Here is a 22,255-nt window from a genome sequence, read left to right on the forward strand (position 1 = left end):
TAGAAGCATAGAAAAGGGCAGCCGAGTGGCTGCCCTTTTCTATGCGCTAATTGCCATCTTAATGATAGTGGTTAAGAGCCTATTTCGAGTAGCAAGACACCTGGGTAATCTCAAGAATAATCAGCAAATTAGAGCATACGCTATGCTCCGGCAGGACGCTGCTTAGCAACCTTTTCCTAAGCCTCTCTTCCTTTTCCATCTTCTTCACTTTTCTCATGAGAAACAACTACCCTTGGGTGAATAAAATCACCGGTTTTTGGCATAAGTTGGCGCTGGCTGGGCTACTAGCAGCAGGCACTACGGTGGCAAATGCGCAGTTTTATAGTGCGGCCAATGTGATTAACGCGGCGGGCATGTATACCGACCTCGGTACTGGCGGAACGGCTATTGCAACCCCAAACACGGACGATGCTAACTCGGCGGCAACACCCATCGGTTTTACGTTCACCTACAATGGCACCGCGTTTACCGACTTTGTCCTTAACACCAACGGCTACCTGAAGCTGGGAACCACAGCTCCGGTAGCTCCCTACTACACCGATGGCGCTCAGTCGCTGCTGAACGGCCCGGTAACTGGCCCGGATACCAACTTACTGCTCCCCTTCAACCAAGATCTGCTGGCCGGTTCGGGGGGAGCTACCGAGTACCGCGTGGCAACGACCGGCACGGCCCCTAACCGAATATGCACCGTTCAGTGGAAAAACGTGAGCGACAAAGCCCGCGGTACTTTTGGCGTGCAATACGCCAATATTTCCTTTCAGGTGAAGCTCTACGAAACCACCAACCAGGTTGATTTCGTGTATGGCCCCGCCACGGCGGGTCCAGTTGCCGGCGATATCGCCAAGTTTATAACCGTGGGGGTTAAGGGTGCAAGCACGGCAGCCACCGACTTGATTTTGGGCGTAAAGGCCTCGGCTACCCCTTGGTCGGGCACCACCTTCATAGCGGGCAACTATGTAAACAACGCCCACAACATTCGGACGACGGCTCTGCCAGATCCGGGCCGCACCTACAGCTTCACGCTACCTGTTGCCAACGACGCGGCGGTGCAGTTGATTTACGCCTATGGCAAACTAACGGTGCCGGCTGGTCAGCCTACCACGCTTCAGGCCGTGATTCGCAATGCGGGTACGGCAGCTCTTTCCAACGTGGGTGTGAACCTGGCCGTGAGTGGCGCTAATACGGTGAGTGCTCCCGCCCAGACTGTGGTTTCTTTGGCGCCCGGCGCCACCAGTGTGGTAAGCTTTGCCAACGTAGCGTTGCCTAATGCGGGCAGCAACACGCTCACGGTTTCGGTTCCGAGTGACGGCAACAACCTCAACAACACGCAGACGCTGGCCATGGCAACGGACCTTACCACGACGTCCTACATCTACCCGGGCATCCCGCAAACCAGTAGTTATGGCTTTACACCCACTGCTACGACTTTTACCAGCGCCTTCGGGGCCAAGTTCACATTGAATACGCCCCGGCTCGGAACGGCAGTACAAGCCACTATCGGCAACGACCCTAACCTAGTCGGCAAAACGGTGTTTGGTGCGCTAGCTGACTTTACAACCGGGGATATTCTGGCCCGCTCGGCTGATTATGTGCTGACGGCTGCCGACTTGAATACGCTGCACACCTTCAGCCTGACCACTAATCCGTTGCTGCCTGCCGGCGACTTTTTGGCTGGACTAGCCCAAGTGGTACCGGCCAACAGCACGCAGGCGTTTCCAATGGCCTACCAGGCAGAAATACCCGCCCGCCCCAATACCTACTTTCAGTTTAGCGTGTCTGCGCCGGGCCCGCCAGCTAGCAACACCACGAACAATGCCCGCTACATGCTAGAGGCCGTAACCAGCGCTGTACCAACCAACGATGCGGCCGTTCAGGTTATCTACTCGTTGGGCAAAGCGCCAGTCAATACTCCCCAGGTGATACAAACTGTGGTGAGCAACACGGGCTCGGCGGCTGTAACCAACCTCGTCGTCACGGTGAACGTGACGGGTGCCAACACTTTCACCAACGGCACCATTGTACCAACGCTGGCGCCGGGCGCTTCTACTACCATTTCTTTTGCTGCTTTTACGCCCACGGTCGTTGGCAACAATACCATTACCGTGGCGGTACCGGCTGATGGCCTGGCTTCCAACAACACGCAGACGTACGCGCAAGTTGTGACAACCAACACCTACAGCTACGCCAACAACCGGCCGTTCACCAACAGCGTTGGGTTTGGGGCCAATACCACGGCAGCCTTCGTAGCGAAGTTCACTACCCCCGTAGCTCGTACTGTTACGGCAGTAGCCGCTGGCTTGGGCGATGATGAAACAGTGGGCAAGACCGTGTATGCCGTGGTGGTTAACTCAACCGGGGGGCTGCTTGGCCGTTCTGCCGATTACGTAGTACAGGCCGCCGACATCGATCAATTAAAATCCTTTGCCCTCACTACCCCAGTTTCGGTGGCGGTCGGTGATTTCTACGTAGGCCTTGTGCAGACGGCGGCATCAACTGCTTATTTCCCAATGGCTACTATTGACGAGGTTCCTACGCGTCCGGCAACGTTCTTCACTGTAGCGCCTTTCTCGGCTACTGGCGGCACTGCCCTCGCAGACGCAGCCACTAACAATCTGGGCGTATTTGTCTTAGACGCACAACTTTCCATTGTACAAGGCACGTCGGCAGCACTGAACCGGGCGGTAGCTATGTATCCTAACCCGACGACTGGCCTGGTGAAGCTGGCGGTGCAAGGCGCCAACGCCAAAGGGCTGCTCCACGCAACGGTTATCAACCAACTTGGCCAAGTGGTGCATACGGCTAGTCTCAAAGACAACTTCACCAACGAACTCAACGTCTCCAGCTTAGCTAGTGGCCTGTACTTGCTTAAAGTGCAGACCGGAAACGAGTTTATTACTCGTCAGCTTGTGCTTACTAAGTAAGGCTAAAGCCGAGAGCAACCAAAAAAGGGCAGCCGTTTGGCTGCCCTTTTTTAGTGTATTTCATTGCAAGTAGCGAAACCTGATCCATCACCTACGTTGCGCAGGAGCTTTTACCAACCAAAGACTTGTAGGAAGCTTTAGCTTATGAAGCACTCAAGTGAAAACACTTACTGCATAAGTTGCACCACTCGCTTATGCCACTCGCTGTGCGGGACGAGACTTAGTGGCCGGACGAGCAGCAGGCGGTACCGCCACGGCAGGTTGGCGCTTGGTTTTCTTGTTCCGTAAAGCCAGACCAAAGCCGACAGCCATCATCAGAGTGCCGCTCCAAAGCAAGTTGATGAAAGGCTTCTCGATGGCCTTCAGAATGATGTAGTCTTTCTGCGTAGTGCTCACGCCGAAGGTGAATTTACCGGCGGTAGGATCAACTTCGTTTAGGCTCAGGCGCAGGCCCAGGTCCTCGATTTCGTCGGGTACGCGGCCAATGAGGCGGTTGCGCACGATGAAAACGGGATGCACATGGTACTGCCGCTGCTTCTCGCCAAACACAATAACGTCGGCCTGAATAGCTAAGTCGTCTTTGCCGAGGCCGAGGCCAGCGGTTTGTTGAGCGGGCTCGACGGAGCGGAACACCGCAAAGTAGTCGTTCAGGAAAATGGTGTCGCCAACGGCTAGCTTGTATTCTTTCAGCTCGCTCCACTCCTTTTCCTTCATCGGCGCCACAGCACTAACGTGCGAATAAATGTCGTGAGAGGCGAAACGCTTGATGTCGGGTGAGGCGAGCAAGCCGCCCATTTCTTCGTTGTCCTGAGCACGGGGGTAGAGGGTGAACACCACGCCGCTTTTCCGGTTTTTGTACTCGACCCGGTAGTAGGTGTTTTCCGGCAGAATATCCACCGTGTCACCGGTTTTGTAATACTGCTTGCCGCCGAACTTGATGTCATTGCGGGCCAGCGCTTTATACTCGTCTTCGAGGCGGAAGAGCAAGTCCTTGTTCACGTACTCGGGCACGCCAGGTACGTCGAAATACTGGCCGGTATAGCTCACGTCGTACTCACCCATGGGGGTGGTATCGTTGCGCCACAGCAACACGTTGTCGCGGTTCATTTCCTCGCCAAACTCCTTGGAGTACACCATGCCCGACATGTTCTGGGAAATGATGTTGGAGTAACCCGCCGAGCCCAGGATGCCCAGCAGCATCAGGGCAATGCCCAAGTGCGCCACGCCACCGCCCGAAAGCTGCACGCCGCGCAGCAGCATCTTCAGCACCACGCCCAAGTTGGCCAGCACACCGAACAGCGCCGCTGTTAGAAGCACGATGTAGGTGGGCGAAATCGTCATTTTGTTGTAGCGCAGCAGCAGGATGACCAGCGCCGAACCAAGCAGCGCCAGGGCACCCGGGTTGGTGAGCGAGTTGACAATGGTGGTTTTGTCGTTGCGCTGCCACCACATCACCTGAGCCAAGCCGGAGAGCAGCGCCACACCCACGCCCATCCACAGCTGAATCTTGGTGTAGTGGGCAATCTGATCAGCCGGCAGAGCCAGGTTGGATTTGATGCCGATGAAGCCCAAAAAGGCATTATAGACCGGAATGCTCGTGGTAACAAGTACTTGGAAGGCACCCAAGCACAGCACCGTAGCCCCCACAAACACCCAAAGCTCGGGGTTGTAGGTAGTAAGCTCTTTCTCGGAAATTGGAATCTGCTTCCAGCGCTTCACCAGTAAAGCAATAGCCAACACCACGAAAGCACCCAAGTATATCATCAACTGCCCCGACAAACCTAAGTCGGTGAAGGAGTGTACCGAGGCGTTGCCCAGCACGCCGCTGCGGGTGAGGAAGGTGGCGTAGAGAATCAGCAGGAAAGTAGCCACTACCAGCACAAAAGAAGTGCGCAACGCGGTGCGCCGCTGGTTCCAAAGCACCAGCCCGTGAATGGCCGCCACTAATACCAGCCACGGGATGTATACCGCGTTTTCCACTGGGTCCCAGTTCCAATAGCCGCCGAAGTTCAGCGTCTCGTAGGCCCAGTAGGCGCCCATCATCACGCCGACACCCAGCACCAAGCCACCTACCAACGACCAGCGCAAAGCGGGCTTCACCCACTTCGTGAACTCACCTTTCCAGAGCGCCGCTACGGCAAAGGCAAACGGCACCAGCGTGAGGGCAAAGCCCAAGAACAGCGTGGGCGGGTGAATTACCATCCAGTAATTCTGGAGCAAGGCGTTCAGGCCCGTACCATCCTTTGGCACAAAATCGGGGTTGACCTTGAACACTGGCAAGTCAGTCAGGAAGTCGCGGAGCAAGATGAAGGGCGAAGAACCAATCTTGAGGCTGCCAACCACGACGCCCAAGATCATAGACGTTAGGAACAGCTGCACGCCCGCAAACACGGCCATCACCGGGGCTTCCCACAGCTTGTTGAAGCGCATAATAATGAACCCCAGTACTACGTGCCAGAATATCCAGAGCAGGAAGCTGCCCTCCTGTCCTTCCCAGAAGCAGGAAATCATGTAGTACACCGGCAAGTGGTTGCTGGAGTGGCTCCAAGCGTAGTAGTACTCGTAGCGGTGCCCGTGGATGATACCGAACAGGCACGCAATAACCGCTACTACCGCCGCGCCGTGCACCAAGAAGGCAACCCGACCAATCCGGAGCCAGCTGGCATCAGATTGTCCGAGCGGCTGGTTGCGCGCCGCCATGTAATAAGAATACGCTGCCACCGTGGCCGCCACGAAAGCCACGATAACACTTAGGTGTCCGGCGTCGCCAATGAAGGTGTTGAGCATATCGAATGCGTTATAGGAGAAGAAGCTGACCTGCCAGAATATAACCGGTCAACCAGAACTTGTTTTACGATTTAGGTTGCCGCCGCTTTAACCCAGCCAGTCGTTTCATGCGGGCCCGGTGGCTGCGCCGCTCCCAGCTCTGCTGCACTTTGGCGGCGCGCTGGGCCGCTAACGCCGAGGCCCCGGAAAAGTAGCCGGGGTCCGGCATGATTTGGCTGAATGCGTACCATTGCTGCTGCACCAACACCGGCGCGGCACCGTCGGCAGTTTCGGCTATTACTTGATAGAGGTAACGGCCAGGCGTGGTGAGTGTATCAGTCCAGTGGTAGTCGGTGCCGGCGCCGCCTAAGGTGGTGCGGCTCACTTCTACGGTGACTTGCGAGGTAGCCCGGAACTGACCCGCCTCTCGCCGCAACACCCGAAACTGCTGAACCGCACCAAGGCTATCAGAGAGGTTCCAGTGCAGAGTGAACAGCCTACTGTTGGAAGGCGTCACCGTTGAAAGCAGTGGCGCTGCCGTGGCTGGTAGCCCTTGCGGCTTGCTGCTCACTGCCAAGCTGAACTCGCAGAAGTCTTTGAGGTAGCCGTCTACATCGAGCAGGTACGGCTGTCCGGCGCGCAACCCGTCTAAGGTCACAAATACATCGTCTTGGCTGCCAAGCGACGTGCAGGAAAGTATGTCATAGGTTTCCGACTGGCCCGGCTTACCCGTCAGTACCACCAACTGCACCCCGCGCGTGTCGCGGCACTGCTGCCCGCCGATGTTCACGTAATAGCGGCCCGAAACCCGTGGCGTAAACTCGAACCACTGGTCGTTGTGGTACTCGATGCACTTGCCAGTTAGCTTCTCGTCGACAGCAGTCCACTGCACAGTGCAGTTGGTGGTGTTGGACTTGATGGGTTGGCCTAACCGTACTACCTGCCGGTGCTCGATATTGTCGTTGGCAACCTGCGCGGTGGCAAGCAGGGAAGTGTGCACGACAAGCAGCTGAACAACAAATACGCGCAGCCAAAAACGCAAATGCGCTTCCGTAGGCCCGTATATCAGTTGCTTGTGCTTCATGCTTAGGTGTTAGTTGATAGCTGCCGTAGCGCCTTTGATATCCTTCTCCACGTACTTGGAAGGGCACTTCAGCAGAATCTTGTCGGCCACGAAGATATCGTTGCGCATGGCGCCCGTAATTACCACCTGCTCCGACTTATCGAAATCCTGAGGCTTGGGATTGAAATAGATGCAGCGCTGGGCAACCCGATTAGTATCGACCAGCGTAAAAGCGAAATAGTTAGGGTCGAGAACTGGGTTGTACTCTAACCCGACAATGTTCTTCTGGTTGTCGCGCGGCAAGCGGCCCACTACGTGCACCTTGGTGAGGTTGCCTTCGGTGGCCCGTTCACGAGCTTCCTGGAAGGACACATAAACGCTGGCGTCGCCGGCGGCGCTCATGATGATGCCAATGGCTACAGCAATGATGGCAATGGCCAGAATGTGTGCTTTTTTCATGTTTTGTGAAGAACCGAACAGCTCAGCCCGAGCCGGGTATGTTGTAACAAATAAAACAGCAGAAAAGTCCCTATGAATATACTTTAGCGCCAGAAGAATAAAACGGAAATGTTCAAAATCTTCCGTATCCCTCTGGCACTCAGTTATTCCTTTAATTCTCGCTCTAGCCGGCTTACTTTTCGGTCGAGCGAAACTAGCAACGCCAGCAAGCCAGCCAGCACCACCGTCACGACGGCCACTACCACGTAGATTTTACCACTTCCGCGCATGGCATCTGCCATTTCGGGCGTATCGGTGGCAGTTTGGGCAGCAACTTGTAGCACTGGCAGCAGCCAAGTCAAGAGCAGCAACGCCAACCGCCGGGGGCTGCTCATAATTCCAAGCGCCCCGTTAAGCAAGCTGTTTTTCATATACCTTAAGTTTAAGTACTGCAATCCGACTCGCTACCTGTGCCAGCCAGAAAGCCAGCAGCGTCCAGCCAATAACAGCCGGGTAGAATACCAACCGCATATTGTCGTCGAGGTCGTACTTAGCGAAGGCGGGGTTGCCGCCCGCGCCTGGGTGCAACGAGTCGGTGAGGCGAGGCAGAATGTAAAACAACGGCATGGCCGTAGCAAAAGCGAAGATGTTGTAGATGGCTGAAATCCGGGCCCGCTGTTGCTCGTCAGTAAAAGACGAGCGAAGCACCAGATACGCGCCATAGATGAGCATGGCAATAGCGGCACCGTTGAGCTTGGGGTCGTTGGTCCACCAGGTGCCCCAGGTGTACTTGGCCCAGATGCTACCCGTAGCCAGCCCCACGCAGCCCATCAAAATGCCGGTTTTAGCGGCTTCGTGCGACAAAATATCCAGCTGCGGTGTTGGCGTGCGCAAATAGCGGATCGAGTAGTAGACCGACGCTATCAGAATGAAGGTCATGCCGAACCACATCGGAACGTGGAAGTACAGGTTGCGAATAGTCTCGTTGAGGATAGCCAGCCGCGGCACCGGCATCAGAAAACCTGCCGCCGCGGTGTAGAGCAACAGCACCACCGCCAGACCTTTCCACCAGTTTTTCATATCCAAAGAGTAGAGCTTAGAAGGAAGAAGATAAGCTAGCTAAAAAGGCACCTAGCTCGGTTTCTTGTGGTGTGTAAAGAGAACAATGTATCCCGCGGGTTTGTGCTGATTTATTGAAATTAGGCAGCTTATTTTCGGCTTATCTGGTGTTGTTTCATCAGCTACGCCACAAGAAAGGAAACAGCAAATACGACACGGCCCCCACAATCAGGTTCAGGGCTACCAAGGTTAACAGCGCACTCTGGCTGGCTTCAAATTCGAGGCCATCCAGCGCATTCTTGGAAACTTTGATAAGCAGCAACAGCATTGGAATCATCAGCGGAAAGCCGAGCACTACCATCAAGGTGTTGCTGTTGGTGGCCTTGGCCGCAATACCCGATACGAGCGTGAGGGTAGAAGCAAAACCGAGGGCCCCCAGTGCCACATTGCCCACAAAAAGCGTGGTATCCTGCACCGGATTGCCGAGCACCAGCATATACAGCGCCAGGCCGACCAGCGCTAAGCCAAGCAACAGCAGCGCGTTGTAGGCTATTTTGGCCAGAATCACGGCTTGCGGCGGTACCAGCGTATAGTAGTAGAGCATCCGGCCCCGGCTTTCCTGCAAAAAGCCTTTGGCCACAGCATTTACCGCCGAGAAAAGCAAGATTATCCAGAACAGCGCATTCCAGGCGGGCGCGGGTGGTAAGCCACCCTTAAGCGAGAAGCTCAGGAAACACACAAACACTGTGCTGCCCACGTAAAGCAGCATGCCGTTTAGCGCCGCACGCTGCCGCCATTCCAAGCGGAAGTCTTTGAGCATCAAGTACCAAATCTCACGAACGAGCAACACGGCAAGACGGCTGGTGAACAGGACCGCAAAGATACAACCCAACTCCCGGATTAACAGAGGTTGCTGCCATTAAGCCCCTCTACCCTTTTAGTTGCTGATAAACGCGGCTGTCAACCAGTAGTTAGGCCGAAGAACTAACCAACCATTACGCCTTATATACAAGTGAACAAGGTTGTAAAAAACCCGAAAACCACATAAAAAAACCACTCAGACTGCCTGAGTGGTTTTTGTTGCTGTGCAACGATGCCTTCAGCGGGTTAACGTTTAGAAGTCGTAACCGAGCGTGAGGTAGAATTTTGGTCCTTTCTGCTCGTAGTCTTCCTGACCCCAGGCAATGTCTGCCTTGCCATAAAAGCCCAACAACGTGGACCGAATACCGAAACCATAACCAATCAGAAAGGGGTTGCGGAAGTTGGTGACCGTGGCAGAGAAAGGGTTGCCCGGAGGCACCACTAGTTGCGTGTTATACGAGTTGTTTTCGTTGAACGGGTTATTGCCCGAGTAAGCAGTGCCCGCATCGGTGAAAGCGGTGAGTTGCAGATTGCGGAAGAAGCCCGAGTAAATAGGATTGCGCGAGAGGTACTGAATGATGGGCACCCGCAGTTCGGAGTTGAAAAGCAAATAGCGTGGTCCGGTTCGTTTGCTGTAGTCGAAGCCCCGCAGATTGGTGGCGAACTGCTGGTAGAATATTTCGGCTGGGTCGGGCTGAGTATTCAGCACTCGGTCACCTTCAAAGTCATTGTTGAGCCAGTTGTCCATGCCACCAAGGCGGAAAGTCTGTGGCGAATTACCAAGGTACTGGCCGTAGCTGGCACGGTTGGCCCACACAATCTGCCGATGCAGTTTCTGATAGTGACGCAGATCGATGTAGATCTTACCGAAGTCTTGTGTGGAGTTCAGCGCGTTCAGTTGCAAGTAGCCCATCTTCATCCGGGTGCCTTCGAGCATGTTCACGCCCGTCGTGACCGAATTGTCGAACACGAGTTCCCCATTGTACCCAAGGTAGTTACGGTTTCTGTCCTGCTCCTCGGTCAGTACTTCATATACGTTTCTCGACACGTTGACGAAGCGTGGCCCGACCCGTACGCTCAGGCTGTGCGTGAGTGGATAGGCAACAGTAGGCGAAATCTCGTGGCGGCCATAACGCACCCGGCCCGGAAAGCCCCTGATGTTGTCGAAGAAGTATGCCTGCTTGTCGTAGCGGATGCTCCAATCGTAGCGGTGCTCCAGGTTGGTGTACTCGGCAAATACCTTACTGGTACGCAGATCAGTCAAGACGAAGATACCCGCCCTAAGCCGATGATTTTCAAACAAGTCCGACATATTGGCCTGCCCTATAAGGCCAAAGCCCAGGAGCGGGTCGACTGCCAACGACGACACAACATTGTCGATGCTGAAGCGTGTATCGTAGCGGTATGGACCTTGGGGAGCCAAGGCGCTAGCGTCGGGAATTGGTGCGGACTGAGCTGCTGCGGCCGCCACCGTACGTGCCGACCGGCGCGTGTTGGTGCGGTCGGTTGGCAAGTCTTCGTCAAACTGATAGTCGCTGGTATTGATGGGCTTGCTAGCCGTGCTGGCTGGGTTGGCGGCTGGTTGCTGCGTAGACTGGCTTGAATCTGGAGCAAGCTGCCCCGAATTAGGCGCTGGTACAGTCGGCTCAGGGGCTGGCACCGACACCGGAGCCGCCGATGCGGCAGGCTTCGACCGGTCCTCCAACGTTTCTTGGCGGGCCGTTTTCGAGAGCGTCAAGTTTTCTGGTAGCGCATACTTGGGGTACAGATACACAAAGTCGCGGGCCCGGCTGGATGCAATAAATCCCAGGGTACCGGAAGTGGCGTTGTAGTCGAAGTCTTTCAGGTTGGCCCGGAAGCTGCTCACAGCCGTGCGCTGGCGGGTAGTCAACGAATAGCGGTAGAGGCTCCGAATACCACTTTCTTCTCCCAGGTACACGATTTCAGTGTTGGATATAGCCCGCGGCCGGCTTTCGTTGGATATCGTGCTGACCAACTGCTCGACAGGCTGGGTGCGGCCGTCGAGGTGGTACATAAATAGATCGTAGTTGTTCACTACGGCGCCAAAACTGCCCCGCGCCGTACCGGCCGAATCGAGCCAGCGGTTGGAGCTGAACACAATGCCACTGCCGTCGGGCATGAAAACCGGCTGCACATCGTCGAATACGTCGTTGGTTAGCTTTTCCGGACGGCGGCTCCCGGCTCGCAGCACGTATAAGTCGCCTTGTCCATTTTGCACGCCACTAAATACTAATGCTTTGCCATCGGGGGAATAGCTTAAGTCCAGCACTTGCTGAAACGGCTGAAAAATGGCAGAGCCTTTCTCGCCAATAAACGGCAGAGCCTCCCCTATTCTGGATAACAAACCTGCCGCGCCACCATCGGCTGGCCGCAGACGCAAGCTCATTTCGCCCTTCGCCATTTCGGCCACGGCTACTTGGTTGTTGCCGCGCCAAGCCAGCACCGGCAACCGGGTTTCCACTTGCTGACCAGGTGTTTTGTAGCCGCTCCGGTGCACCGTGCGCCGGCCCGACCCATCGCGCCTTACCACCAGCACCCGATAGCGGCCCCGGTCGTTGCTCACGTAAGCCAGTTGCTGCCCATTCGGGCTCATGACCGCCTGCGAGTACAGAACGTTCTTGCGGTTATTATGAGTGATGGCAAGCTTCTTGTCCGCCTCAGTGTAGGGCGTCTGAGGCTGCGCGTTCAGTTGACGATAATACGCCAGCCAGTCTTTTTGAAACACTTTATACGGCACGTTCAGCGAAGAACTAATTCCCACTTCCACGTCCCGGGTGATGCGCGTTAGATTCAGAATGTTCTGAATGGTGGTGTAGCCGTAGCGCTCGGCAATGTAGTTCCAGAGGCTTTGGCCGGCCAGTTGCGGGTTACGCAAGAAGAAAGGCGCTGCGCGGTTGCCCTCGTACTCTTGGGTCATGTCGCGCATGTAGTCGTCCATTTCTACGCTCCATCCTTCGGCTGCATATGCCGAAGCGCCGCTTACAAACCAATCGGGCAACTGCAACAGATACGTGCTTTGAATCACTTCTTTCAGCGAGCCGCCGTACATCATGTCGTTGAGCAGCACACGCGTAATCTGGAAGCTCAGGTCGCGCTTGAACTGGGTTTGCTGACCGGCAAAAGCAATCTGCACCTTGCTCATGCGCAGCAGGTCGGTTTCGCCGCCGGTTTGGTACTTGTCGGCATCAAGACCAATGTTGCTCTGCCGTAGGTCACCCACGGAATTATAGAGCATAATAGTGGTTTTGGAATAAGGATAGTATCCCACTAATGCCGTGATGCGCTGAAGTTCCTTCTCGGCGTATTCGGCGGCACGGCGGGCGCTTACATCTCCGCCACCGTAGTAGTACACGTTGAAGTTTTGGGTGCTAAGCTGCTGCCAGTCGAAATTCTTGTACTGGATCCGAACCCGGCCAAACTCCTCCTGCGCCGACTGGCCCCAAACGGGGCCACTGGCTAGCAGCGTGAGTAGTATAAGTGCGGCTCCCACCACGGGTTGGCGGCCCGACCCTCGGAACCACCGCGAAAAGAATAAATGCTTCATAGCCAATGACTGCGGTAAACAAGAGGCGACTCCAGGTAGGCGTAGAGCCGTTGTGCTTCAAGAAGAAAACTGAACGGCCCGGGAAGCCGCCTGATACAACGTTTGGTAACGCTTAATATTGACTTCAGGCCACAATTCGGTGGCCGGATTTTCAAGGTGGTCGGCTAGCAAGGCGGCCAGCCGCGGAGCCAGCATCACACCCTTTGAGCCGAAGCCATTAAATATACTCAACTCTGGCACTTCCGGATGCCGCCCCAACAGCGGTTTTCGGTCACGCACGGCGGGCCGTACACCTGCCCTTTGTGCGCGCACCGTAAAGGGCAAATCGGTGGTAGCGGCCAGCCGCCCGCTTAGCTCCGCCAGCGCTTCGGGCGTAGTGCCTTCCGCAAATGGGGGCCAACGGTAGGTGGCGCCTACCCGGAACTGCCCAGTGCCGAGCGGTACCATGTATGCCCCTTTGTTGAGTACCTGTTCCTGCGAAAGGCCCAGACATTCTACATCCAGCACCTCACCTTGGTTAGGAGTGAGAGGCAGCCACTGAAAGTACGGATTTTCAACAGCCGCGGCACCTTCACAACAAACAAAATGTCGGGCGCGCACGCGACCTGCATACGTAATACCGGTTGGGCCGGTAACGAGTTGTTCCCAGTTGAAAGTTTCATATTGTAGCCCGCCGTTTGCTAGCTGCTCGCGGCTAACAGCGTCCAGCAACTTGTTCAGTTGCACATAGCCACCCCGCCGAATGCGGAGGCCGCCAAATTCGGCGCGCACTCCGGGCGTTGGGGGCAGAGCCGTACCAGCATCTTCCACGAAATCTTGCCAGGGTTGGTCGGCACTACGGGCCACCATCGTGTTCTGCTCTGCCACCGACGAAAACAGCTTCCAGATAGGCAGCTCATAGAAAAACTGCTGCCCGAAATGCTGCTCCAACTCCCGATAAAAGACGCCGGCAGTGGTCAGCAGTTCGTCGGCCCGCCAAGCTAACGCAAACCGTTTGCCAGCCACCGGATTCATCAGTCCTGCGGCTACTTTCGAGGCTGAGTTGGGTTGATTGGCATCTAGCACCAATACAGTACGGCCTCGCCGACGCAGCTCCCAGGCCAGCGTGGCCCCCGCAATGCCATGGCCAAGAATTAGGTAGTCGTATTCCTTCATTGAGGTAAGATAAGCACAAGCGTAACACAGAAGTTCAAGCTACTTTCAAGCGGCACTGCCACGGTATACGGTGCCGCTTGCCTGGCCCTCGAAAAGTATAGCAAACTGCTATATTGTTTTACAGTAGAGCTGCGTTTACAAGTAATTCAAGCTAGTAGCCGCGCAACTCAACGGCGCTTGATAATCCGTTCTACTGATAAGACTCGTAACTTACCACCCGGTTCCAACTTGCCCTGCTTTTTTCTATTCTTCATGACCGTTTCCGGGTTCACTTTCAATGCCTTCTCCGAAAACACGTACCTGCTCCACGACGCCACCGGCCAGTGCGCTATAGTAGACCCCGGCTGTTATGACCGCGCTGAGCAGCAGGCACTCCGCCATTTTGTGGAAGCACAGAACCTGAACGTTGTCTTGCTGCTGAACACGCATTGCCACATCGACCATGTGCTCGGCAATCAGTTCGTTGTCGATACTTACAAAGTACCGTTCCTGATTCACGAGGCTGACTCAGCCACCTTGCGCGCGGTGTCCACTTATGCGTCCAGCTACGGGTTTCCCGCCTACTCACCAGCCGAGCCCACTGGTTTTCTGACGCCTGATAAGCCAGTTCAGTTTGGTGATACCACCTTGGAAGTACGCTTCGCTCCCGGCCACGCTCCCGGCCACGTCGTGTTCTACCACGCTCCCACCTCAACCGTTATCGGTGGCGACGTGCTGTTCAAAAACAGCATCGGTCGCACCGATCTGCCTGGTGGCGACTACGCCACACTTATCCGCAGCATTGAAACCCAACTCTTCACTCTCCCCGACGACGTGACCGTCTATCCCGGTCATGGCCCAACCACCACTATTGGTACCGAGCGTCAAACGAATCCATTTTTAACTTGAGGGTATCAATTATTAGAAGATAGGTAAAGCTTTAGTGCCCTGTCATTACCTCCAGATGATAGTGCTCTACTTACGCAACGAGCATTCCAAGGCCCCATACTTTTAGCCCCTTGAAAAATCATATCCCAAACGCCATTACTTGCCTCAATCTATTTGCAGGCTGCTTGGCGCTAACGCAAATCTTTGCTGGCCACCTCGAAACGGCGGCTTACTTCGTGGGCCTAGCCGCCGCCTTCGATTTTGCCGACGGTCTGTTGGCTCGGGCTCTGCACGCATCTTCGCCCATCGGCAAGGACCTCGACTCGTTGGCCGATATGGTTTCTTTTGGTGTAGTACCAGGAGCCTTCCTATACGATTTGTTGAGGCAGGCAGGCGCCGGCACCCCTTCCTGGCTGCCTTACGCCGGCTTTATCGTCACGATATTCTCAGCACTGCGGCTCGCCAAGTTCAACAATGACACCCGCCAGACCACCTCATTCATTGGCTTGCCTACTCCGGCCTGCACTTTAGTGGTAGCTTCCCTCCCGCTCATTTTGGCCCACGACTCCTTTCATATCAGTGGTATTATCCTTAACCCCTGGGTGCTACTAGGCCTCACCGTATTACTAGCCGGACTGTTGGTAGCTGAAATTCCTTTGTTTGCGCTCAAATTCAAGAACCTGCGCTGGCAAGACAACGGGGTGCAGTTCGTGTTCTTGCTGCTGGCGGTTGGTCTGCTCTTAGGCCTGCACGCCACCGCCATTCCCCTAGTGGTACTGCTTTATGTGTTACTCTCTATGCTGCGGCCTTCTGTGGGTTGATATTTGTGGGCTTCATTACAATATTTAAATAGCTAACGAGTTAAACTAAACAGCCACCGGTGAACCGCCATTAGGTCGAGCTTGTTTAGTGCCCATTGCTAACTACCACATCACAACTGCTTATCGAACATACCCTTATGCGCTACTTTACTTTTCTGGTAATTAGTTGCTACCTGCTTTTAGGGTTCTCAGCACAAGCCCAGGATGGCCGTCGGTCGGCCGCTATCCGACTGCGCTGGCAAGGCCACGATGAAGTACCAGGTTCCGACTATAAACTGCACAAAGTGCCTTCTTTTTCGGGCGCTCAGTACCGTCCAGGCTCACTGTTTAGTTATTACATCCTGAACGTGCCAGGGCCAGTGGCCGAGGGAGAGTTGCGCAACGCTATTTACGAGCCTTTTTCAGCTGCTGATATAGCCGTGTTAAAGGCTGCCTCGCAGCCCCTGGCCACCAACTTAGCCGTAGCCGAAGGCACAGAACAAGGTCAAACCATCAGCATTGTAACAATACCAGCCGTGCGCCGCAGTGCGCAGAGTGGTCAGTATGAGAAGCTGATTTCGGCTGAGTACAGCTACATTCCTGGTACCCCCACCGGCCGCCGCGGCCAGCAAATCATACATGCCAGCAATTCGGTGCTTGCCACTGGCAACTGGTACAAGATAGGGGTTCCGAAAAGCGGCATCTTCAAGCTAGACTATGATGTGCTGCGTACCCTCTTTGGCAACGACCTAGCCAGCGTCGACCCTAGCCGACTTCAGATCTTCGGCAATGCCACCGGCTTGCTGCCTCAACCCATCAGCACCCTACGCCCCGACGACCTAGTAGAAAATGCGGTGTACTTCTCCGGCAACACCAATGCTACGCTTGAGAACAATGAATACTTTCTTTTCTATGCCCGGGGCCCTCACACCTGGGAGCGGGAACCGAACACCCAACGCTTCCGCCATATCCGAAATATCTACTCTGATACGGCCTACTATTTTGTAACGGTGGCCGCTCCTCCGCGCGCCGGCCGCCGAGTGCAGGTGGCTCCGGCCGTAGGTGCTGCCAACGCTCCCACTATTTCGCAGTACGCAGAGCGCGAGGTTTATGAAAAGGAACTAGTAAACCTAGCTAAGTCAGGCCGGCAATGGCTTGGTGAGGGTTTACTAAACGGCACTTCCCAAACCTTTTCGTTTGGCCAGATCACCAATTTGGTAGCCGGAACCCCAGTGCAGGTAACGGCCTCCCTAGCAGGCACCTCCCTGAATGCCCAATCCTTCCGGCTTGCGCTCAACGACAACCAACTTGGTATTCAACTTCTAGTGGGCGTGTCTAATAGTCCAATAGTCCGTCAGTTCCCTGAGTTTGCCAATGCAAATGTTAGAACTTATTCTGCAACTGCTGCCTCTTTATCAGCCCCACTACGGATCGGGCTTACTTATTCAGGCACCGATGCATCCGACACTGGTTACCTAGATTATTTGGTGGTGAATGCCGTGAAACCGCTGCAATTGAGTGGCTCCGCACTGGAATTCCGCTCTTTTAGCAATTTGCAAACGGGCCGCATCAGCCAATTCGACATAGCTAATGGTGCAAATTCTATTGTATGGGATGTTACTAATCCGCGGCGGGCTAAATCGTATCCAGTAAGCGCCGCAGGCTCGTTCGTAGCTCCTACCGACTCTTTGCGCGAATTCATTGCCTTCACGCCCACCGGCGCTTTCGACAAGCCTGCCTCTTTTGGCCGGGTAGCCAACCAAAACCTGCACGCTAGCCTCAATTCCACTATTGATTTAGTTGTTGTCACCCATCCGCTCTTCCAGCAGGAGGCTGAACGGCTAGCGGCCCACCGCCGCACTCACGACAAGCTAAAAGTAGAAGTCGTAACGACTACACAGGTCTACAATGAATTCGGATCAGGTGGGCAAGACGTCAGCGCCATTCGCGACATGATGAAAATGGTATATGACCGGCGCAACGCACCCAACAAGCAACAATACTTACTGCTCTTCGGCGACGCCTCGTACGACTATAAGAAGCCTAGCATCAGTGGCCAGAACTTCGTACCCACATACGAATCGCGGGAATCATTCGCGCAGATTTTCGGCCACCTTGCTGACGGCATTGGCCCACAAACTTTTTGCTCCGATGACTATTATGCGCTGCTGGACGACAACGAAGGCGAATGGGCTGAAAATGGTGGTCAGACCGAGTTGATGGATATTAGTGTGGGGCGTTTACCCGTGCGTATTCCGAGTGGTTCGTCGGCCTCCTCACAGGCTAGCAGAGTAGTGCAGAAGCTCATCGATTATGATTTGAAATCAGTTGCGATGAGCAACTGGCGTAATCGCATTACTTTTGTTACCGATGATGAGGATGATGGCCTGCATATAGAACAGGCTGAACCTTTGACAGCTGACATTCTCACCCAACAACCCGCTTTCAATATCCATAAGGTTTACTTGGATATGTATCAGCAAATCAATGGAGCATCCGGACAAAGGTCACCAGATGCCGAGCGAGCCTTAGACGAGTCATTCGAACAGGGCTCTCTCATTATCAACTACAACGGCCACGGCGGACCTGATGGTCTAACGCAAGAGCAGATTCTGAATCACAGTACCGTATTACGCCTACTCAACAAGAGCAAGCTTACTTTTTTAGTAACAGGCACCTGCGATTTCAGCTATTATGATAATCCCCTTAAAGATTCGGCTGGAGAGCAAGCCCTTACTGATACTGATGGCGGTGCCATTGGTCTATTTACTACCAGCCGGGTGGTGTTCGCAGGTGATCCACAGGCCGGAATATTCCTTGATTCAGTTCTCTCAACCCCCAATGGTACTGTCAGACGTATTGGCGAAGCAGTTCGCTACGCTAAAAATGGAGTTGCTACTAATGTTTTAGGCCGCAACTATGTGTTGTTAGGAGACCCATGCACTCAGTTGGCCCGGCCTGACTTGGCCATGACGTTAGATGCAATTAACGGCCAGCCGTTAACCGCTACCGTAACCGACACATTAAAGGCACTATCAACCGTACAATTGTCAGGTTCTGTCCGCAATGGCAATCTTACCTCAGCGGCTGTCAACACCGATTTCTCGGGTACTGCGCAGGTTGTCGTTTATGAAAAGCCTACTTCTAGCACGCTTACCGTGTTCGGTCCGAACAATCCTAATGGCAAGCAAACCGCACCTATTCAGATCCAAGAGAACATTATCTACTCTGGTCAGGCCACAGTAAAAGCGGGCCGCTTCTCCCTGCAATTCGTAGTTCCTCGCGACATCAACTACAACGTAGGTTTCGGAAAGGTTAGCCTCTACGCTAAAGATACCGTCCGCCTCGTTGACGCACATGGCTACCGGTCCGTACCTATCGGAGGCGCTGCCCTGTTAGCCAACCGCGACACCATTCCGCCGAGAATCACCCTGCACATGGACAACACGTCCTTTGTATACGGTGGTCTTACCGCTACAACTACCACGCTACTTGCTCGTCTTTTCGATGAAAGTGGTATCAATACGGCGGGTTCCGGCATTGGCCACGAAATCACCGCCACTCTCGACAACGACCCGGCCCGACTTACAGTCCTCAATGATTTTTACACTGCCAACGTCGACAGCTTTCAGTCTGGTAACGTCCAGTACCAATTCAAGGAATTAAGCACTGGGCCCCATACACTGCATATTAAGGCTTGGGATACGTTCAACAACTCTTCTATCGAAGACATCGAGTTCATTGCGGCCCAAACCGATAAGCTAGCTCTCTCTCACGTCCTGAATTATCCCAATCCTTTTGCAGGCCGTACCACTTTTCACTTCGACCACAACCGCAAAGGCGAAGACTTGGAGGTACAGGTACAGATCTTTACTGTCTCGGGGCGTTTAGTTCGCACCCTCCGAGCCACCATCCCAAGTAGTGGGTCCCATGTACCACCAAGTTTAAACGACAACACGCTTTCTTGGAACGGCCGCGACGAATACAACGACCAATTAGCCCGTGGCGTGTACGTGTACCGAGTAAGTGTGCGTTCTAATACAGATCAATCTACTACCTCCAAGTTTGAGAAGCTAGTCATTTTGAATTAATCCAACAAGCTTCTTCGCCTACTACCTACTACATCATCTTTCATTGTCTTTATGACCTTTTCGAAGCTGTCCGTACGCTCTGCGCTTTTCACCGGATTATTAGGTTTGCCGTTACTTGGAGTTGCTCAGACTTCTCCCAACACTATCACCACAGCCGTTCCTATACTTTCTGTGAGCCCCGATTCGCGCTCGGCTGCTCTTGGTGAAGCCGGGGTAGCTATTTCACCCGACGCTAACTCTGCTTATTACAATGCAGGCAAGCTCGGCTTTGCGCCCAACAAGTACAGTGTTTCTACCTCTTACACCCCCTGGCTAGGCACTATCACCGACGACATGGGCTTGGCATTTTTATCAGGCTATACCAAGTTAAATGAGCGCGCTGCTATCTCGGCCTCACTCATGTATTTCGACCTAGGTGAAATCGAGTTTCGTGATACCGGTAACAACCCTACAGGCTTTGGTAATCCAAAGGAATACGCTTTTACAGTAGCTTACGGGCAGAAGCTATCCGAATACTTGGGCGTTGGTGTAGCTGCGCGCTACATTCGCTCTAACCTGACGCAGGTCGGTGCTGACTCAAAGCCTGGAAATGCCGCCGCAGTTGACTTAGGCATCTACTACAATAGAGACTTATCTATTGGCCCTTCGGACTATAATCTTGGTCTTGGAGCTACAATAACTAATGTTGGCAACAAGATCACCTACACCAACCCAGAGCAAGCAGACTTTCTACCTACTACACTCAAACTAGGCACTGCAATTACTCGCGAGTTAGACGCTTACAACAAGATTACCCTCACTGCCGATTTTGCTAAGCTCTTAGTTCCTTCTCCCTATTACGAGGAAGGACCTGAGCCTACTACTGCTGCTCTAATAGCTGCCAGAGACGCTCGTGTTAAAGCTGAAAACGACCGTCGTCGCGCCAAAGGGCCTGTTCCTGGAGTATTCGGTTCCTTTAGTGATGCCCCAGGTGGATTTCGTGAAGAGCTACGGGAAATAAATATTTCAACTGGCCTTGAGTATGTCTACAACGACCTACTTATGGCGCGTGTAGGCTATTTCTACGAAAACCCAGTGAAAGGCGACCGTAATTATTTGAGCTTCGGCTTAGGAGTTCGGTATCAGGTATTCGGGGTAGATGGAGCTTACCTAGTACCTAACTCCAAAAACAATCCATTGGCGCAAACTATTCGGGTTTCGCTTCACTTCAACTTCAACAATTCAGAACAGGCGTTCGGCACCGGTACCGAGACACCTACAAACTAATACTCTCTGATGCTGGACCGCCAAGTCGCTCCTCCCGTTCAGCCGCTGGCCAGCATTACGCTGCCCGCGGCTGACGTGTTTTTGCTCTCGAATGGAGCCCGCCTGCACGTATTGCGTAATAACGCGCAGCCCGTAGTTCGCCTACAGGTAGTGTTTAGAGCAGGCAAATGGTATGAGCCAGTTTCTGGTTTATCCCTGCTTACAGCTCGTATGCTCCTCGAAGGCACCCGTACCCGTACTGCTCGTCAGATTGCCGATGAAGTTGCTTTCTACGGCGCTTCCTTGGATTGTGAGCAAGGCTTCGATCGGGCTACCCTAACCCTATATTGCCTCACGCGTCATCTTGAAAATCTTTTGCCACTAGTTCTGGATATTCTAACAGAAGCTACTTTTCCATCAACGGAATTAGAGTTACTCAAAACTAGAACCATTCAGAACATTCAAGTTGAACGCCAAAAGAACAGCTACCTGGCCGCCGAACTTTTCTCGCGCAACTTATATGGGCCTGCTTACCCGTATGGAAATGTGTTCGATGAATCTATTTTTTCTACAATCACTCAATCTGCTGTACAGTCGTTTTACCAAACGGCCTATCGATTTTCTGAAGCTGAAATATTCTTGTGTGGTGATGTAAGTCAAGTAGATGAGCAGAGCATTAAGCACCATTTTGGTCAACCAACGGCTTCCCATCCCTCCCCCACTCGTCTAACGGGGTTCCAGCTTTCCGAATCCGTTTCTCACGAACACAAAACTGTTGCTGATAGTCTTCAAGCCTCGCTGCGTATTGGCCGGCTTTGGCCCCCTCTAACTCACCCTGACACCCATAAACTACAAGTACTTATCAAAGTATTAGGAGGATATTTTGGCTCTCGCTTAATGAAAAACATTAGGGAAGACAAAGGCTTCACTTATGGTATCTATGCAAGTATAGGCCCTCGCGAACACGCTTGTTCTCTTGCTATCGGTACCGACGTGAATGGAGATAATGCTTACGCGGCCGTAAGTGAAATCCATTATGAACTTCTGCAACTACAGAATGAACTGATTCCTCAAAAGGAACTCCAAACAGTAAAGAACTACGTAATCGGCAAATTTGCCAATGAACTGAGTACAGTATTTGAGCAGTGCGACAAATACAAGGCCATTATATTCTTGAATCTACCTTCAGATCACTACTCTCAGTTTATAAGTGAAGTCAATAGTGTTGATTCACAGCAACTATTAACACTAGCGCAGCAGTACTTAAGCCCTACATCCATGACAGAAATAGTAGTGGGCCCTAATGCCAAAGAGTAGGTATTCAATTACTATAGATACGCAAGAAGGCTGCTTCTATAACGCAGTCCTCTTGCGTAGATACCGATTCACACGATCAATGCTCAAAATTAGGTACTGGCTAGAAG

The 22,255-nt window shown here is 53.6% G+C and carries 14 protein-coding genes; 6 read left to right on the plus strand and 8 right to left on the minus strand.

The features are described from left to right. The first annotated feature begins 215 nt into the window (after positions 1-215). Positions 216-2,921, plus strand: coding sequence for a CARDB domain-containing protein (locus tag ACFE7X_RS16750; protein ID WP_375436833.1), 2,706 nt, complete (start codon positions 216-218; stop codon positions 2,919-2,921). Positions 2,922-3,113: 192 nt separating this feature from the next. Here ACFE7X_RS16750 and ccsA read toward each other — a convergent pair whose 3' ends face one another. The 8 genes from ccsA to ACFE7X_RS16790 form a co-directional block, all read right to left on the minus strand. Next, positions 3,114-5,708 (minus strand): cytochrome c biogenesis protein CcsA, encoded by a 2,595-nt coding sequence (gene ccsA, locus ACFE7X_RS16755; protein WP_375436834.1) that lies wholly within the window; start codon positions 5,706-5,708, stop codon positions 3,114-3,116. 64 nt (positions 5,709-5,772) lie between these two features. Then, a complete protein-coding gene (locus ACFE7X_RS16760; protein WP_375436835.1) occupies positions 5,773-6,771 on the minus strand; it encodes a hypothetical protein in 999 nt (332 codons plus the stop codon). 9 nt (positions 6,772-6,780) lie between these two features. Then, positions 6,781-7,209, minus strand: coding sequence for a cytochrome c maturation protein CcmE (locus ACFE7X_RS16765; protein ID WP_375436836.1), 429 nt, complete (start codon positions 7,207-7,209; stop codon positions 6,781-6,783). A gap of 143 nt (positions 7,210-7,352) precedes the next feature. Further along, entirely contained in the window at positions 7,353-7,619 is a 267-nt protein-coding gene (locus tag ACFE7X_RS16770; protein ID WP_375436837.1) for a CcmD family protein, read from the minus strand. After that, complete coding sequence (locus tag ACFE7X_RS16775) at positions 7,600-8,268, minus strand: cytochrome c biogenesis protein (RefSeq protein ID WP_375436838.1); 669 nt, start codon at positions 8,266-8,268, stop codon at positions 7,600-7,602. The genes ACFE7X_RS16770 and ACFE7X_RS16775 overlap by 20 nt, the downstream gene beginning before the upstream one ends. Before the next feature lie 157 nt (positions 8,269-8,425). Continuing rightward, entirely contained in the window at positions 8,426-9,067 is a 642-nt protein-coding gene (locus ACFE7X_RS16780; protein ID WP_375436846.1) for a heme exporter protein CcmB, read from the minus strand. Positions 9,068-9,361: 294 nt separating this feature from the next. Further along, a complete protein-coding gene (locus ACFE7X_RS16785) occupies positions 9,362-12,673 on the minus strand; it encodes a hypothetical protein (protein WP_375436839.1) in 3,312 nt (1,103 codons plus the stop codon). Between the two features lie 57 nt (positions 12,674-12,730). Beyond that, positions 12,731-13,828 (minus strand): NAD(P)/FAD-dependent oxidoreductase, encoded by a 1,098-nt coding sequence (locus ACFE7X_RS16790; protein ID WP_375436840.1) that lies wholly within the window; start codon positions 13,826-13,828, stop codon positions 12,731-12,733. A 252-nt stretch (positions 13,829-14,080) separates the two neighbouring features. Between ACFE7X_RS16790 and ACFE7X_RS16795 the strand changes: the two genes are divergently transcribed. The 5 genes from ACFE7X_RS16795 to ACFE7X_RS16815 all read left to right on the plus strand — a co-directional run bounded on the left by ACFE7X_RS16795 (position 14,081) and on the right by ACFE7X_RS16815 (position 22,148). Continuing rightward, the gene (locus ACFE7X_RS16795; protein ID WP_375436841.1) at positions 14,081-14,716 is read left to right on the plus strand and encodes an MBL fold metallo-hydrolase; all 636 of its coding nucleotides are present in this window, start codon (positions 14,081-14,083) and stop codon (positions 14,714-14,716) included. 110 nt (positions 14,717-14,826) lie between these two features. Then, complete coding sequence (locus tag ACFE7X_RS16800; RefSeq protein ID WP_375436842.1) at positions 14,827-15,516, plus strand: CDP-alcohol phosphatidyltransferase family protein; 690 nt, start codon at positions 14,827-14,829, stop codon at positions 15,514-15,516. 137 nt (positions 15,517-15,653) lie between these two features. Next, complete coding sequence (gene porU / locus ACFE7X_RS16805; RefSeq protein ID WP_375436843.1) at positions 15,654-19,586, plus strand: type IX secretion system sortase PorU; 3,933 nt, start codon at positions 15,654-15,656, stop codon at positions 19,584-19,586. Positions 19,587-19,637: 51 nt separating this feature from the next. Then, complete coding sequence (gene porV / locus ACFE7X_RS16810; RefSeq protein WP_375436844.1) at positions 19,638-20,852, plus strand: type IX secretion system outer membrane channel protein PorV; 1,215 nt, start codon at positions 19,638-19,640, stop codon at positions 20,850-20,852. A gap of 9 nt (positions 20,853-20,861) precedes the next feature. Next, positions 20,862-22,148, plus strand: coding sequence for a M16 family metallopeptidase (locus tag ACFE7X_RS16815; protein WP_375436845.1), 1,287 nt, complete (start codon positions 20,862-20,864; stop codon positions 22,146-22,148). The last annotated feature ends 107 nt before the right edge of the window (positions 22,149-22,255 follow it).

The organism is uncultured Hymenobacter sp. (assembly GCF_964242765.1).
Classification (GTDB): domain Bacteria; phylum Bacteroidota; class Bacteroidia; order Cytophagales; family Hymenobacteraceae; genus Hymenobacter.